Source organism: Paracoccus sp. R86501 (genome assembly GCF_042466435.1).
Classification (GTDB): Bacteria; Pseudomonadota; Alphaproteobacteria; order Rhodobacterales; family Rhodobacteraceae; genus Paracoccus.
In genome coordinates, this window is the sequence record NZ_JAXHPZ010000001.1 from 2,160,769 (window position 1) to 2,175,245 (window position 14,477).

At 63.7% G+C, this 14,477-nt stretch carries 15 protein-coding genes and 1 pseudogene; 11 read left to right on the forward strand and 5 right to left on the reverse strand.

Features of this window, described 5'->3' with window-relative positions; genetic code table 11:
- Positions 1 to 46: 46 nt before the first annotated feature.
- Together purS and purC are read right to left on the reverse strand one after the other, a co-directional pair.
- Entirely contained in the window at positions 47 to 286 is a 240-nt protein-coding gene (gene purS / locus SJY40_RS10490; protein WP_378946002.1) for a phosphoribosylformylglycinamidine synthase subunit PurS, read from the reverse strand.
- 14 nt (positions 287 to 300) lie between these two features.
- Positions 301 to 1,062 carry a phosphoribosylaminoimidazolesuccinocarboxamide synthase gene (gene purC, locus SJY40_RS10495; protein ID WP_378946005.1) on the reverse strand — a complete coding sequence of 254 codons (762 nt, stop codon included), beginning with the start codon at positions 1,060 to 1,062 and terminating at the stop codon, positions 301 to 303.
- A gap of 133 nt (positions 1,063 to 1,195) precedes the next feature.
- Between purC and SJY40_RS10500 the strand changes: the two genes are divergently transcribed.
- Entirely contained in the window at positions 1,196 to 1,510 is a 315-nt protein-coding gene (locus SJY40_RS10500; RefSeq protein WP_378946007.1) for a DUF1476 domain-containing protein, read from the forward strand.
- On the opposite strand, the gene SJY40_RS10505 is transcribed toward SJY40_RS10500, so the two are convergent.
- From SJY40_RS10505 to SJY40_RS10515, 3 genes are read right to left on the reverse strand one after another with little or no spacing between them, the layout of a single operon-like run.
- Positions 1,511 to 2,854, reverse strand: a complete 1,344-nt coding sequence (locus SJY40_RS10505; RefSeq protein ID WP_378946010.1) for an MATE family efflux transporter — start codon at positions 2,852 to 2,854, stop codon at positions 1,511 to 1,513. It abuts the gene before it with no gap.
- A 1-nt stretch (position 2,855) separates the two neighbouring features.
- Positions 2,856 to 3,356 carry a PaaI family thioesterase gene (locus tag SJY40_RS10510; RefSeq protein WP_378946013.1) on the reverse strand — a complete coding sequence of 167 codons (501 nt, stop codon included), beginning with the start codon at positions 3,354 to 3,356 and terminating at the stop codon, positions 2,856 to 2,858.
- Between the two features lie 2 nt (positions 3,357 to 3,358).
- Positions 3,359 to 3,799, reverse strand: coding sequence for a PaaI family thioesterase (locus tag SJY40_RS10515; protein WP_378946016.1), 441 nt, complete (start codon positions 3,797 to 3,799; stop codon positions 3,359 to 3,361).
- 142 nt (positions 3,800 to 3,941) lie between these two features.
- Between SJY40_RS10515 and SJY40_RS10520 the strand changes: the two genes are divergently transcribed.
- The 10 genes and pseudogenes from SJY40_RS10520 (at position 3,942) to SJY40_RS10565 (ending at position 14,473) form a co-directional block, all read left to right on the forward strand.
- Positions 3,942 to 4,319 carry a MerR family DNA-binding transcriptional regulator gene (locus SJY40_RS10520; protein ID WP_378946019.1) on the forward strand — a complete coding sequence of 126 codons (378 nt, stop codon included), beginning with the start codon at positions 3,942 to 3,944 and terminating at the stop codon, positions 4,317 to 4,319.
- 113 nt (positions 4,320 to 4,432) lie between these two features.
- On the forward strand, positions 4,433 to 4,831 hold the full coding sequence (locus SJY40_RS10525; protein ID WP_378946021.1) for a MerR family DNA-binding transcriptional regulator: 399 nt from the start codon (positions 4,433 to 4,435) through the stop codon (positions 4,829 to 4,831).
- 4 nt (positions 4,832 to 4,835) lie between these two features.
- Positions 4,836 to 6,614, forward strand: a complete 1,779-nt coding sequence (locus tag SJY40_RS10530; RefSeq protein WP_378946024.1) for an acyl-CoA dehydrogenase C-terminal domain-containing protein — start codon at positions 4,836 to 4,838, stop codon at positions 6,612 to 6,614.
- A 276-nt stretch (positions 6,615 to 6,890) separates the two neighbouring features.
- Entirely contained in the window at positions 6,891 to 7,532 is a 642-nt protein-coding gene (locus SJY40_RS10535; protein ID WP_378946027.1) for a glutathione S-transferase family protein, read from the forward strand.
- The gene (locus SJY40_RS10540) at positions 7,529 to 8,740 is read left to right on the forward strand and encodes an acetyl-CoA C-acetyltransferase (protein ID WP_378946029.1); all 1,212 of its coding nucleotides are present in this window, start codon (positions 7,529 to 7,531) and stop codon (positions 8,738 to 8,740) included. Before SJY40_RS10535 ends, SJY40_RS10540 begins: the two co-directional genes overlap by 4 nt.
- Before the next feature lie 10 nt (positions 8,741 to 8,750).
- A pseudogene (locus SJY40_RS10545) lies at positions 8,751 to 10,938 on the forward strand (3-hydroxyacyl-CoA dehydrogenase NAD-binding domain-containing protein).
- Between the two features lie 166 nt (positions 10,939 to 11,104).
- Positions 11,105 to 12,289: a toxic anion resistance protein gene (locus tag SJY40_RS10550; RefSeq protein ID WP_378946031.1), complete on the forward strand. Its 1,185-nt coding sequence runs from the start codon at positions 11,105 to 11,107 to the stop codon at positions 12,287 to 12,289.
- The gene (locus SJY40_RS10555; RefSeq protein WP_378946034.1) at positions 12,286 to 12,909 is read left to right on the forward strand and encodes a DUF2927 domain-containing protein; all 624 of its coding nucleotides are present in this window, start codon (positions 12,286 to 12,288) and stop codon (positions 12,907 to 12,909) included. The genes SJY40_RS10550 and SJY40_RS10555 overlap by 4 nt, the downstream gene beginning before the upstream one ends.
- Positions 12,830 to 13,324: a DUF2927 domain-containing protein gene (locus SJY40_RS10560; RefSeq protein ID WP_378948383.1), complete on the forward strand. Its 495-nt coding sequence runs from the start codon at positions 12,830 to 12,832 to the stop codon at positions 13,322 to 13,324. The genes SJY40_RS10555 and SJY40_RS10560 overlap by 80 nt, the downstream gene beginning before the upstream one ends.
- Before the next feature lie 33 nt (positions 13,325 to 13,357).
- Positions 13,358 to 14,473 carry an SPFH domain-containing protein gene (locus SJY40_RS10565; protein ID WP_378946037.1) on the forward strand — a complete coding sequence of 372 codons (1,116 nt, stop codon included), beginning with the start codon at positions 13,358 to 13,360 and terminating at the stop codon, positions 14,471 to 14,473.
- The last annotated feature ends 4 nt before the right edge of the window (positions 14,474 to 14,477 follow it).

The following is a 14,477-nucleotide window of genomic DNA, read 5'->3' on the forward strand; positions in this document are numbered from 1 at the left end:
GCAACCTGACCATAAGGCCAAGCTGCCGCAACGTCATCGCAGCCTGTCAGGCAATCTCGATCGAGTATTTCTCGATCACGGTATTGGCCAGCAGGCCTTCGCACATCTTCGCCACTTCGGCACGGGCGGCTTCGGCGTCGGTGGCGTTCAGGTCCAGTTCGATCAGCTTGCCCTGACGGACGCCGGAAACGCCGTCATGGCCCAGACCGCCAAGCGCGTGGCGGATCGCCTCGCCCTGCGGGTCCAGAACACCGTCCTTCAGCATGATGGTGACACGGGCTTTCATCGCGGGCTTCCTTCTCAGTTGATCGCGGTCGGTTTCAGGCTGGTCGTGTTGGCGGGCATCAGGCCCAGCCTGCGCGCCACTTCGGTATAGGCGTCGGTCAGGTTGCCCAGATCGCGACGGAACACGTCCTTGTCCAGCTTCTGGCCGGTCTTGACGTCCCACAGGCGGCAGCTGTCGGGGCTGATTTCGTCAGCCACGATCAGGCGCATGAAGTCGTTGTCCCAAACGCGGCCGATCTCGATCTTGAAATCGATCAGCTTGATGCCTGCGCCATAGAACACGCCCGACAGGAAGTCGTTGACGCGCAGGGCCAGCGACACGATGTCGTCCAGATCTTGCTGGCTGGCCCAGCCGAAGGCGATGACATATTCTTCCGACACCATCGGATCGCCCAGCTCGTCGTTCTTATAGCTGTATTCGACGATCGGACGGGGCAGCAGCGTGCCTTCCTCCAGACCAAGGCGCTTGGACAGCGACCCGGCGGCAAAGTTGCGCACGATCACTTCCAGCGGAATGATCTCGACCTGGCGGATCAGCTGTTCGCGCATGTTGATGCGACGGATGAAGTGATTGGGCACGCCGACATTGGTCAGGCCCTGCATGAAGAATTCCGACAGGCGGTTGTTCAGGACACCCTTGCCTTCGATCGTCGCCTTCTTCTGGGCATTGAACGCCGTCGCATCGTCCTTGAAGTACTGGACCAGCGTTCCAGGTTCCGTACCTTCGTACAGAATCTTGGCTTTGCCTTCGTAAACCTTCTTGCGCCGCGGTGCCATGGCCCCACCGTCCTTTCGGATGTCTCTCAAAGAGGCGGCTTAGCGCAGAATGGCATCGGGGGGCAATACGAGGCTTGCGACAAGTCGCGCGAAAGGCTCTTATCTTGCCTAAGTCACAGCAGGAGGTGGACACATGACCACATTTGACGACCGAGAGCGCGCCTATGAGGCAAAATTCGCCCATGACGCCGATCTGCGCTTCAAGGCCGAGGCCCGCCGCAACCGTCTTCTGGGCGAATGGGCGGCGGAACTGCTGGGCAAGACCGGCGACGATGCCCGCACCTATGCGATGACCGTTGTCACCTCGGACTTCGAGGAACCGGGCGAGGAGGACGTCTTCCGCAAGGTCAGCACCGACCTGCAGGGTGTCGCCGACGACGCGACCATCCGGGCCAAGATGGCCGAACTGATGGACGAGGCCCGTCGTCAGGTGGTCGACGAAAGCTGATCACGCCACTGCCGCGTCACTCCGCGGGGGCGTCGCGGCATCCTCGGCGTGGCGATAGCGGCGCAGCATGGTGATGGCGCGCGCAGTGTTCAGCGCCATCAGTGCCGCCCACAGCCCGTGATTGCCCCAGAACGGCGGCAGGATCAGCACCGCCACCACGAAAACCGCGACCGAGCGGATCATCGCATTGCGCATGTCCCGCGTCAGGGTCGCGCCGATGAAGATGCCGTCCAGCATCCATCCCGCCACGCCGATCAGCGGCGCAAGCCCCAGCCAGGGCAGATAGACCCGCGCCTCGGCCCGGACCTGCGGGGATGTGGTCAGGATGTCGATGATCAGCCCGCCCGCGATGATGAAGATCAGGCCCAGGACGACGGCGCCCCCCAGACCCCATTGCGATGTCAGAATCGATGCCCGCCGCACACGGTCGGGCCGATGCGCGCCCACCGCCTGCCCCACAAGACTTTCGGCGGCAAAAGCGAACCCGTCCAGAGCAAAGGCCGTCAGTGCCACGAATTGCAACAGCACCTGATTGGAGGCCAGAGGCACATCACCCTGCCCCGCCCCCAGAAACAGAAAGCTGGTCATGCAGCCCTGCAGCAGCACCGACCGGATCATGATATCGGTGTTGACCCGTGCCAAACGGTCGATCTTGGCCCGCGCAAACAGACTGGCCGTGTCGCGGGCCGCGGTGACGGCACGGGTCAGCACATGCCGAGCCAGCCACAGACCCACACTCAGCCCCGCCAGTTCCGCCGCCAGGGTGGCCCAGGCCACACCGCTGACCCCAAGCCCCAAGCCCAGCACGAACCAGATATCCAAACCCACGTTCAGCCCGTTTTGCAGTAATTGCAGCGCCAGCACCGCGCGGGTGCGTTCGACCGCGATCAGCCAGCCGGTGATGGCATAAAGCCCGATCGTCGCGGGTGCGCCCCAGATGCGGATCGACAGATAATCGCGGGCCAGCGCTTCGACCGCATCCGATGCCGGGGCCAGCTGGAAGGCGGCCCAGAAGATCGGCACCTGCAGCGCGATGAAGACGAACCCCGCCACCGCGGCAATCGCAAGCGCGCGTAGCAGATGGGCGCCGACCTCGGCCTGATCACCGGCACCGTGGCTTTGCGCCACCAGCCCCGATGTCCCCATGCGCAGGAACCCGAAGACCCAATAGATGGATGTCAGGATGACCGCGCCGATGCCCACCGCACCGATCGCCTCGGGCAGGCCCAGCTGACCCACCACGCCGGTATCGACCAGCCCCAGCAGTGGCACGGTCAGGTTCGACAGCACGATGGGCAGCGCGATGTTCAGCACGCGTCGATGGGTCAGCACGGGGCCTTGCATCTTATGGCTGCGGCATCAGGAAATGGCCGGTCGCCTGCGCGATCAGACGGGCGCGGTTGTCCTGCCACGCCTCGACGTGGACCGATGCATAACGCCGCCCTGACCGCACCACCCGTGCGCGGGCATAGACATCGCGTGGCAGGCCGGACCGCAGGTAATCGACCGTGAAATCGATGGTCTTGGGCAGGCGCGGCAGGCTGTCCGGCACGGCGGCGTCGGGGGCGATGCGCCCCGATTCCAGATCCTCCCACATGACGGACCAGGACAGTTCGATGATGGCGGTCACCTCAAGGAAGGCTGCCGTCACGCCGCCGTGGATGGCGGGCAGGCGCGGATTGCCGATCAGCTTGTCGTCATAGGGCAGGATGGCCGTCAGCTCGTCCCCCCGCCTGTCGAAAGTGATGCCCAGCCAGCTCATGTAGGGTACGCCGGTCACCAGCGCCTCGAGGGCGGAATCGCGACGCGATTTGATCTGGTGCAGCGGTTCGTTGCGGTCGCCCATGATTACCTCTCGGCCGTAAAGGCGCCGGTCGCGGTCGCCACGGGGTTGTCGCCATCCTCATCCAGCGCGACGGCCCGAAGGAAGGCCACGCTGCGGGTCATGTGATAGCATTCGGCGCGCGCGGTGATGCGCTGCCCCGGTGTCGCCGCCCGCATATAGTCGATGCGCAGATCGATGGTCGCGGTCGACGACGGGTTGCTGGGATGGACCATCACCGCCGCTCCGCAGCAGGTGTCCATCAGTGCCGAAACGACGCCGCCATGGATGACGCCCGTGCGGGGATCACCCACCAGATGCTCGGCCCAGGGCATGCTGATGACCGCGCGGCCCTTGCCCAATTCGTCCACCCGCATCCCAAGGGCGCGGGCGTGGGGGATGGCTTCGATGAACTGCTGGGCGATGCGGGTGCGATCATCCTGCGGGCCTGAGGTCTGGTCGGACATCCGCGTCTCCTTGTCTTTATTGATGCTTAGCCGCCGGCGGGGCGTAGGCTCAACCCCAATGAACCACGGTTGCGCGATTCGGTTGAGAATATGAGCGACACCACCTAAGTTTACGCAAAGGGAACTCGGAGAGGAGGCGCCAATGACCGAAGACCGGATCAGCTTCAAGGAAATGTGCGCGCGCTTCGATGTGACGCCGCGCACGCTGCGCTATTACGAATATATCGAACTGCTGAAGCCCTTCAAGGAAGGCCGCGCACGCTTCTATGGCCCGCGCGAGGTTGCCCGCATGACGCTGATCCTGCGCGGCCGCCGCTTCGGGTTTTCGCTGGAGGATATCCGCCAGTGGCTGTTGATCTATGACAAGAAGGGTTCACGGGAACAGTATCAGGTCTGGATCGAGATGGCCCAACGGCAGCTGGACGTGTTGGACCAGCAGATCGCCGACATGCAGGCGGCCCGTGCCGACCTTGCCCAGCTGCGCCAGACCGGAGAGGACGAGCTGGCTCGCATGGAATGACGCCACGGCAGGGGACTGTCGTGACGCCGCGTCTTGCTTACGTTCGCGTCAACTTGATCCTATCTTCAAGCCAAGGACGGAACGCCAGGTTTCAGGAGGAGGAGCCGCCTACCATGTCCGATGAGCTGATGACCATTCGCCAGATGTGCGACGCATTCGACGTCACGCCCCGCACGTTGCGCTTCTACGAGGCGCGCGAGCTGATCTTTCCCCAGCGCAGGGGCCAGCACCGCCTTTACGACCGGCGCGACCGGGCAAGGCTGACGCTGATCCTGCGGGGCAAGCGCTTTGGTTTCAGCCTGGAACAGATCCGCCAGCTGCTGGAGCTTTATGCCCCCGGCAGCACCAACCGCACCCAGATCGCTGCGACGATCCAGGTGGGGCGGGAACGGCTGGCTGACATGGAACAGCAATATGCGGAACTGAGCGAGGCGATCGCCGATCTCAGACAGCAGCTCTCCGACGCCCAAATCCGGCTTGCCGCCGCGTCCCACGAACAGCCCACAGGATAACGCCATGCCGATCTACAATCCGCCGATCCGCGACCTGCAATTCGTGCTGCACGACGTGCTCAAGCTGTCGCAATCCGATCTTCCGGGCCATGACGATCTGGACCCCGAATTCACCGAGGCCATCCTTGAGGCTGCAGGCAAGCTGTCCTCCGAGGTGCTGGCACCGCTGAACCTGCCCGGCGACCAGCAGGGCTGCGTGCTGGAAAACGGCATCGTCCGCACGCCGGACGGGTTCGACAAGGCCTTCAAGGCCGTCAAGGAAGGCGGCTGGACCGCGCTGGACTGCGACCCCGAATACGGCGGTCAGGGCATGCCCTATACCATGGGCGTCGCCACCGGAGAGATGTTCGTCTCGGCGAATATGGCCTTCAACATGTATCAGGGCCTGACGCATGGCGCCTATTCGGCCATCCATGCCCATGGCACCGACGAACAGAAGCAGACCTATCTGCCCAAGATGGTCAGCTGCGACTGGACCGGCACCATGAACCTGACGGAACCGCATTGCGGCACCGATCTGGGCATGTTGCGCACCAAGGCCGAACCTCAGGATGACGGCAGCTATCTGATCACCGGTCAGAAGATCTTCATTTCAGCCGGCGATCACGATCTGGCCGATAACGTCATCCATCTGGTGCTGGCCAAGGCACCGGGCGGCGGCGAAGGCACCAAAGGCATCAGCCTGTTCATCGTCCCGAAAATTCTGGTCAATGAAGATGGTTCGTTGGGCGACCGCAACGGTGTGTCGGTCGGTGCGCTGGAACACAAGATGGGCATCCACGCGAACTCGACCTGCGTGATGAACTATGACGGTGCCAAGGGCTGGTTGCTGGGCGACCTGCACAAGGGCATGCGCGCCATGTTCACCATGATGAACGAAGCCCGCATCGGCGTTGGCCTGCAGGGCTATGCCGGAGCCGTCCCCGCCTATCAGAACGCCGTCGCCTATGCCAAGGACCGCCTGCAGGGCCGTTCGGTGACGGGCGTCAAGAACCCCTCGGGGCCGGCCGATCCGCTGATCGTGCATCCCGACATCCGCCGCAGCCTGATGGATCAGAAGTCCTTCCTGGAAGGCGCACGGGCGTTGTCGCTGTGGGGCGCACATCTGATCGACCGCAGCCATTTGGCCAATGATGCCGAAGCCGAGGGCCTGATCTCGCTGATGACACCGGTCATCAAGGGTTTCCTGACCGACAAGGGCTTCGAGACGACCGTGCTGGCCCAGCAGGTCTTCGGCGGCCACGGCTATGTCGAGGAATGGGGCATGAGCCAGTTCGTCCGCGACGCCCGCATCACCATGATCTATGAAGGTGCGAATGGCGTGCAGGCACTGGATCTGGTCGGTCGCAAGCTGGCGCAGGACGGCGGCAAGCACGTCATGGCCTTCTTCGAGATGATCAAGACCTTCTGCAAGGACAACGCCGAGAATCAGGCCATCGCGGCTGACTTCATCGCCCCCCTGAAGGCAGCATCGAAGGATCTGCAATCGGCTGCCATGTTCTTCATGGAACGCGGCATGAAGAACCCCAATGACGCGCTCTCGGGGTCCTACGACTTCATGCACCTCTTCGGCCATGTGACCCTCGGTTTCATGTGGGCCCGGATGGCGGTCGCAGCGCAGGCAGGACTGGATGCCGGAACCGGCGACGCCGAATTCCTGAAGACCAAGCTGGCCACCGGGCGCTACTACATGAAGCGTCAGCTACCGATGACCGCGACGCATCTGGCACGGATCCAAACGGGCGCCGAAACGGTGATGGAACTGGATCAGGAAGCCTTCTGATCCGGCGCCCGATGCCGAAAGAGGGGGATATGGGTATTTGCGCAACCGAGAAATTCGAGGTTGCGCCCCGGCCCCTCCCGCCTTCCGGCAGGTCAGACGTTAACGGCCCAAGGACCGGGGCGACTTCTCGGTTGGCGGTCATCGGCCCCCCGGCCTGTACCGCAGGACCAGCCTTAGGCCCGGCCGGTTAAGAAAAGGTGAACCCGCCTTTTCTTGGTTGTGAAAATACCCCGCGGGGGTCCGGGGGCGCGAAGCCCCCGGCGGTGAGGAGGAAGAATGACCGCTCAACTCTGGTGCTTCGGTGAATCCGGCAATGCCTACAAGGCGGCGCTGACCTTGGAACTTGCTGGCTATGACTGGTCGCCGGTCTTTGTCGATTTCTTCAACGGCGAAGCCCGCAGTGCTGAATTCAAAGCTCTGAACGAAATGGCAGAGGTGCCGGTGTTCCGCGATGGCGACCTGACTTTGACGCAATCGGCGGTCATCCAGATGCATGTCGCTGAAAAGACCGGCCGTTTCATGGGCCGCGATCGCAATGAAACCCTGCGCTGGCTGATGTTTGACAACCACAAGGTCTCGGCCCAGGCCGGACCCGCGCGCTTCCTGTTGAACTTTCTGCCCGCCGACAAGCGTCCCGTAGGTGCCGCCGAATTCCTGCAAGGGCGCCTGAGGGGCGCATTGCAGGTGTTGGAGGCCCATCTGACCAACCGTGAATGGGTCGCCGATACCGACCCCACCATCGCCGATTTTGCCCTCTGCGGTTATCTCTATTACCCCGAGCCCTACGGTTTCGACCGCAAGGACTGGCCCCATATCGACCGCTGGCTGCAGGCCATCCAAGGCCTGCCCGGCTGGAAACACCCCTATGATCTGATGCCCGGCAAACCGTCCGACCGGGCACCCAAGGAGGACATATGACCGACGCTTATATCTATGACGCCGCCCGCACGCCGCGCGGCAAGGGCCGCCCCGACGGCAGCCTGCACGAGGTCACCTCGCTGGCGCTTTCAGCCCGCTTGCTGAACGCCGTCAAGGAACGCAACAACCTGCAAGGCCACGCGGTCGAGGATGTGATCTGGGGCAATGTCACCCAAGTCAAGGAACAGGGCGGCTGTCTGGCACGATCCGCCGTGCTGGCGTCCGATCTGGATGAAAGCATCCCCGGGCTGTCGATCAACCGCTTTTGCGCCAGCGGGATGGAGGCCGTGAACCTTGCCGCCAACCAGATCAAGGGTGGCGCGGGTCAGGCCTATATCGCCGGCGGGGTCGAGATGATGGGCCGCGTCGCCATGGGCAGCGACGGCGCCGCCATCGCGGTCGATCCGGGCTTGGCCATGCGGTCCTATTTCGTGCCGCAAGGCATCAGCGCCGACATCATCGCCACCGAATACGGATTCAGCCGTGAAGATGCCGACAAGTTGGCGTTGGAAAGCCAGCGCCGTGCCGCGCAGGCATGGTCCGAGGGTCGTTTCAGCAAATCCATCGTTCCGGTTCTGGACCAGAACGGCCTGACGATCCTTGATCGCGACGAATACATGCGCCCCGGCACCAGCTTTGACGATCTGGCCAAGCTGAAGCCTGCCTTCAAGGAAATGGGCGAGGTGATGCCCGGCTTCGACAAGGTCGCGATGCTGAAATACCCGCATCTGACCCATGTCGACCATATCCACCATGCGGGCAATTCCAGCGGCATCGTCGATGGCGCCGCCGCCGTTCTGATCGGCAATGCGGAATTCGGCGAGGCGCATGGGCTGAAGCCCCGTGCCCGCATCCGCGCCACCGCCAAGATCGGCACCGATCCCACGATCATGCTGACCGGCCCCGTGCCCGTCACCGAAAAGATCCTGAAGGACAGCGGCATGTCGATCAGCGATATCGACCTGTTCGAAGTGAACGAAGCCTTCGCCTCGGTCGTGCTGCGGTTCATGCAGGCCTTCGACGTGGACCATTCCAAGGTCAACGTGAACGGCGGCTCCATCGCCATGGGCCACCCGCTTGGCGCGACCGGCGCGATCATCATCGGCACGCTGCTGGACGAGTTGGAACGTCAGGACAAGCAGTTCGGCCTTGCCACCCTGTGCATCGCGTCCGGCATGGGCGCAGCCACCATCATCGAGCGCGTGTGAGGAGCCAAGCATGACCGATTTCACGATGCAGACAGACGCCGACGGCGTCGCGATCATCACCTGGGACGTTCAGGGCAAATCCATGAACGTGCTGTCGATGGACGGCGCGACCACGCTGGACGGGCTGATCGACAGCGCGCTGGCCGATGATGCCGTGAAGGGCATCGTCATCACCAGCGGCAAGAAGGATTTTGCCGGTGGCATGGACCTGAACGTCATTGCCGGCATGAAGGAAGCGGGCGGCGCGCAGGGCGTCTTTGACGGCGTGATGGGCCTGCACCACATGCTGCGCAAGATCGAACTGGCAGGCATGGACCGCAAGACAAAGAAGGGTGGCAAGCCCATCGCGGCGGCTCTGCCCGGCACGGCGCTTGGCATCGGGCTGGAACTGCCGCTTGCCACGCATCGCATCTTTGCCGCCGACAATCCCAAGGCCAAGATCGGCCTGCCAGAAATCATGGTCGGCATCTTCCCCGGCTCGGGCGGAACGACGCGGCTGGTGCGCAAGCTGGGCGCGATGATGGCCGCCCCCTTCCTGTTGGAGGGCAAGCTGTCGGACCCCAAAAAGGCCAAGTCAGCAGGCCTGATCGATGAGGTCGTGGCCGACCCCGTCGCCGCAGCGCGGGACTGGGTGCTGAACGCATCGGACGCAGACTTGGTCAAGCCGTGGGATGCCAAAGGCTACAAGATGCCCGGCGGCGAGCCCTTCCATCCGGCCGGTTTCATGACCTTCGTCGGTGCGTCCGCGATGGTGCATGGCAAGACGATGGGTGTCTATCCGGCGGCCAAGGCACTGCTGTCGGCAGTCTACGAAGGGTCGATGGTGCCCTTCGATACCGCCCTGAAGATCGAGGCACGCTGGTTCACCAACGTCCTGATGAACCCCAGCAGCAGCGCGATGATCCGCAGCCTGTTCATCAACAAGGAAGCCTTGGAAAAAGGCGCGAACCGCCCCGAGGCGCCCGACCAAAAGGTCAAGAAGGTCGGCATCCTTGGTGCGGGCATGATGGGCGCGGGCATCGCCTATGTCAGCGCCATGGCGGGCATTCAGGTCGTGCTGATCGACGCGGCACAGGACAGCGCGGACAAGGGCAAAGCCTATTCCGAGACCCTGCTGGACAAGGCCATCAGCCGCAAGAAATCGACCGAAGACAAGAAGGCCGAGGTTCTGTCCCGCATCACCGCCACCACCGATTACGCCGCGCTGGAAGGCTGCGACCTGATCGTCGAGGCCGTGTTCGAGGACCCTTCGGTCAAGGCCGAGGTCACCAAGAAGGCCGAAGCGGTGATCCCGCAGGATGCGATCTTTGCGACCAACACCTCGACACTGCCGATCAGCGAATTGGCCAAGGCCAGTGCGCGGCCGGAACAATATATCGGCATCCACTTCTTTAGCCCCGTTGAACAAGATGCTGCTGGTGGAGATCATCAAGGGCAAACAGACCGGTCCCGTCGCCGTGGCCAAGGCGCTGGATTTCGTGCGCCAGATCCGCAAGACGCCGATCGTGGTGAACGATGCGCGGTTCTTCTATGCCAACCGCTGCATCATTCCCTATATCAACGAAGGCATCCGCATGGTCGGCGAGGGCGTGAACCCGACGCTGATCGAAAATGCCGCCAAGCTGATGGGCATGCCGCTTGGGCCGCTGCAGTTGGTCGATGAAACCTCGATCGATCTGGGCGTGAAGATCGCCAAGGCCACCCGTGCGGCGATGGGCGAGGATTATCCCGATGGCGCGGTCGATGACGTGCTGTTCTGGATGGCCGATCAGGGCCGCATGGGCCGCAAGTCCAAGTCGGGCTTCTATGCCTATGGCGACGACGGCAAACGTCAGGGCCTGTGGGACGGTCTGGACCCGCAATATCCGCGCAGCCCCGATCAGCCTGAACTGCACGACGTCCAGCATCGCCTGATGTTCGCACAGACGCTTGAGGCTGTGCGTGCGCTGGAAGAAGGCGTGCTGGAAGACATCCGCGAAGGCGATGTCGGCGCGATCCTTGGCTGGGGCTTTGCGCCGTGGTCGGGCGGGCCGTTCGGCTGGCTGGACATGCTGGGCGCGGCGCGCGCGGTCGAAATCTGCGACCGTCTGACGGCGGAACACGGCGACCGCTTTGCCGCCCCCGCCCTGCTGCGTGACATGGCCGACAAGGGCGACAGCTTCTATGGCCGCTTTGGTGCGGGCAAGAAGGCCGCCTGATCCCAAGACCGGGGGCTGCGGTGATCCGCGGCCCCCTTTTCCCCCGATACGGTGTGAATGACGGGAAACTTTCCCTGTGCTATGTCGTTGAAGTGCAGCGATTCCGACATATGCTGCTGTGCAGAAACAGCCTGACCGACCGGATCGCTGACAAGGGGACATTCTGATGACCGACGACACCCGCCGCCGCGCCGAAGCGACCCAGAAAGAGATCGAGACGCTTGCCTCGGATCTTCCTGCCCAACCGGCCCAGCCCCCCGTCGCACTGGCCGAGGCCGATGCAGCCACCGCGCAGGCGATCCGCACCCGCATGGCCGAGATCGATCTGGGCGACAGCGGCTCGATCCTGCGGTTCGGCACGCGCGCCCAATCGGGGCTGCAACAGATCAGCCAGCAGATGCTGGCCGACGTGAAATCCAAAGAGGCAGGCCCCGCCGGCGACAGCCTGCGCGAGGTCGTGACCACCATCCGGGGTTTCTCGACGTCGGAACTGGACGTGCGCCGCACCCGCAGCTGGTGGGAAAAGCTGCTGGGGCGTTCGGCGCCTTTTGCCAAATTCGTGGCGAATTACGAAGGGGTGCAGACCCAGATCGACCGCATTTCGGTCGAACTGGAGGCGCATGAACAGACCCTGCTGAAGGACATCAAGTCGCTGGATCTGCTCTATGATCGCACGCTGACCTTCTATGACGAACTGGCGCTTTACATCGCTGCAGGCACCGAAAAGCTGCACGAGTTGGACAGCGACGTCATCCCCGCCAAGGAAGCCGAGGTCGCCGCCAAACCCGAAGCCGATCAGGTGATCGAGGCGCAGGAGTTGCGCGATCTGCGCGCGCTTCGCGACGATCTGGAACGCCGCGTCCACGACCTGAAGCTGACCCGTCAGGTGACGATGCAGTCCCTGCCCTCGATCCGGCTGGTGCAGGAAAACGACAAGTCGCTGGTGACCAAGATCAACTCGACCTTGGTGAACACCGTGCCGCTGTGGGAAACCCAGCTGGCGCAGGCTGTCACCATCCAACGCAGCGCCGAGGCCGCCCGCGCCGTGCGCGAGGCCAGCGATCTGACAAACGAATTGCTGACCCGCAACGCAGACAACCTGCGTCAGGCCAATGCCACCATCCGTGCGGAGACCGAACGCGGCGTCTTCGACATCGAATCCGTCAAGACCGCCAATGCCCAGCTGATCGCCACCATCGAAGACAGCCTGCGCATCGCCGATGAAGGTCGCGCCCGCCGCGCCGCCGCCGAAAGCGACCTGACGCAGATGGAGGCCGAACTGCGCGACACGCTGGCCGCCGCATCGGCTCCGCGACTGGACAAGGTCGCGCCAACCGGGGGGCGTCGATGATCCGATCCGCCCTGTCCCGACGCGTGCCGATCGCGTCGGGTGCCGTTCTTCTGGCGGCGCTGCTGATGAGTGCATGCGGTCGCGACGATGCGGCACCTGCACCGCTGACCTCGGACCGGCCCGATCCGCGTCCGGCAGTGCAGGAACCCGCAACCCCCACGCAAGCCGAATTGCGCAAGGCCCGCGCCGAACGCAACCGCGCGGCCAATGCGGTTCAGACCTCGGCCAGTGCTGCCAGCCAGTCGCAGCGTGATTACTATGCCGCCACGCAACGCCGCCTGATCGCACAGGGCAAGATGCGCCGCGACCGCGTCCCGCAGGATGCACCCATCACCGCCGAAACGCTGACTCGCGATTTCATGGCCATCGCCCTGCGCGACGAATACACCCGCAGCGGCGATGCGCTGGTATCGCAATCGCGCAGCGCACCGCTGCGCCGGTGGGAACAGCCGGTGCGCCTGCAGCTGGAGTTCGGCCCGTTCAACTCAGATCGCCGGCCGCGCCGCCTGGCGGTCCGAGGTCGCAAGCTTTGGCAACCGCCTGTCCAGCGCCACCGGCCATCCCGTCGCCCTGACCGGCAGCGGCGGCAATTTCGCCGTGCTGATCCTGTCCGAGGATGAACGCCGCAACATCGGCCCCCGTCTGTCCGAGCTGGTCCCTGGCATCCCGTCGCAGGACGCTGCCATGCTGGAAAACCTGCCCCCTGCGATCAGTTGCACGGTTTTTGCCTACTCCAAGGGGAATGCCAGCGAATATGCACATGCCATTGCCGTGATCCGCGCCGAATTGCCCGACCTGCTGCGCACGTCCTGCATCCACGAAGAGATCGCCCAAGGCATGGGTCTGGCCAACGACAGCCCGGATGCGCGCCCCTCGATCTTCAATGATGATGAGGAATTCGCCCTGTTGACGCGGCATGACGAATTGCTGCTGCAAATCCTTTACGACCCGCGCCTGCGCCCCGGCATGTCCGAAACGCAAGCTGCCCCCATCGTCCGCCAGATCGCGTCCGAACTGCTGGGCGAGGCCGCCTGAGCCGGCCCGCAGGCATCAGAAAGGAAAATGCCCATGTCCATCTTCGACATCCTTGGCGGCGAATTCATCGACGTCATCGAATGGACCGCAGACGACCGCGATACGATGGTCTGGCGTTTCGATACCGTCGGCCATGCCATCAAATACGGCGCCAAGCTGACCGTTCGTGAAGGTCAGGCCGCGGTCTTTGTGCACGAAGGACAGCTGGCCGATGTCTTTGGGCCGGGGCTTTACCTGCTGGAAACGAACAACCTGCCGATCCTGACGCGACTGCAGCATTGGGACCACGGCTTCCGCAGCCCCTTCAAGTCTGAAATCTATTTCGTCAACAAGACCCGCTTCAACGATCTGAAATGGGGCACGCGCAACCCGATCATCGCCCGCGATCCGGAATTCGGCCCCGTCCGGCTGCGCGCCTTCGGCACCTATTCCATGCGCGTGACCGATCCCGCACGGTTCATGTCCGAAATTGTCGGCACCGACGGCGATTTCACCAAGGACGAGATCACACTGCAGATCCGCAACGTGATCGTGCAGGAATTTTCCCGCGCCATCGCCTCGGCCAATATCCCCGTGCTGGACATGGCGGCCAACACCGACCAGTTGGCCACGCTGGTCGCCAAGGCCATCGCCCCGGTGATCGAGACCTATGGCCTGACCCTGCCCGAATTCTATATCGAGAACGTCAGCCTGCCCGCCGAGGTCGAGAAGATGCTGGATAAGCGCACTTCGATGGGGATCATCGGCGATCTGGACCGTTTCGGGCAATACGCCGCATCGGAAGCGATGATGAACGCGGCCCAGAACCAAGGCGGTGCAGGCGCCGGCTTCGGTGCCGCGATGGGGGCCGCGATGGGCATGGCGCGCAGTGGCCCTTGGGGTGCGGTCCCCCAGCCCGCCCAAGCGGCCTCGCAACCAGCCCCGCCGCCCTTGCCCGGTCGCGCGGTCGAAACCGTCTGGCATGTCGCTATCGGGGGACAGGCGCAGGGTCCTTACGGTCGCGGTCATCTGGGCCGTCTGGTGGCCGACGGCAGCTTTAACCGCGAGACGCTGGTCTGGACGCCGGGTCAGGACGGCTGGCTGCCTGCCGAAGAAGTTCCCGAACTGGCGCAGCTGTTCACCATGATGCCGCCCCCCTTGCCGGGCTGAGCGG

Excerpts from the sequence above, each read along its gene's own strand:
- purS (WP_378946002.1), bottom strand. The coding sequence starts at position 286 with ATGAAAGCCCGTGTCACCATCATGCTGAAGGACGGTGTTCTGGACCCG.
- SJY40_RS10520 (WP_378946019.1), top strand. The coding sequence starts at position 3,942 with ATGACCGAAGACCGGATCAGCTTCAAGGAAATGTGCGCGCGCTTCGAT.
- SJY40_RS10505 (WP_378946010.1), bottom strand. The coding sequence starts at position 2,854 with ATGCAAGGCCCCGTGCTGACCCATCGACGCGTGCTGAACATCGCGCTG.
- SJY40_RS10530 (WP_378946024.1), top strand. The coding sequence starts at position 4,836 with ATGCCGATCTACAATCCGCCGATCCGCGACCTGCAATTCGTGCTGCAC.
- SJY40_RS10540 (WP_378946029.1), top strand. The coding sequence starts at position 7,529 with ATGACCGACGCTTATATCTATGACGCCGCCCGCACGCCGCGCGGCAAG.
- SJY40_RS10500 (WP_378946007.1), top strand. The coding sequence starts at position 1,196 with ATGACCACATTTGACGACCGAGAGCGCGCCTATGAGGCAAAATTCGCC.
- SJY40_RS10535 (WP_378946027.1), top strand. The coding sequence starts at position 6,891 with ATGACCGCTCAACTCTGGTGCTTCGGTGAATCCGGCAATGCCTACAAG.
- SJY40_RS10525 (WP_378946021.1), top strand. The coding sequence starts at position 4,433 with ATGTCCGATGAGCTGATGACCATTCGCCAGATGTGCGACGCATTCGAC.
- SJY40_RS10550 (WP_378946031.1), top strand. The coding sequence starts at position 11,105 with ATGACCGACGACACCCGCCGCCGCGCCGAAGCGACCCAGAAAGAGATC.
- purC (WP_378946005.1), bottom strand. The coding sequence starts at position 1,062 with ATGGCACCGCGGCGCAAGAAGGTTTACGAAGGCAAAGCCAAGATTCTG.
- SJY40_RS10555 (WP_378946034.1), top strand. The coding sequence starts at position 12,286 with ATGATCCGATCCGCCCTGTCCCGACGCGTGCCGATCGCGTCGGGTGCC.
- SJY40_RS10510 (WP_378946013.1), bottom strand. The coding sequence starts at position 3,356 with ATGGGCGACCGCAACGAACCGCTGCACCAGATCAAATCGCGTCGCGAT.
- SJY40_RS10515 (WP_378946016.1), bottom strand. The coding sequence starts at position 3,799 with ATGTCCGACCAGACCTCAGGCCCGCAGGATGATCGCACCCGCATCGCC.
- SJY40_RS10565 (WP_378946037.1), top strand. The coding sequence starts at position 13,358 with ATGTCCATCTTCGACATCCTTGGCGGCGAATTCATCGACGTCATCGAA.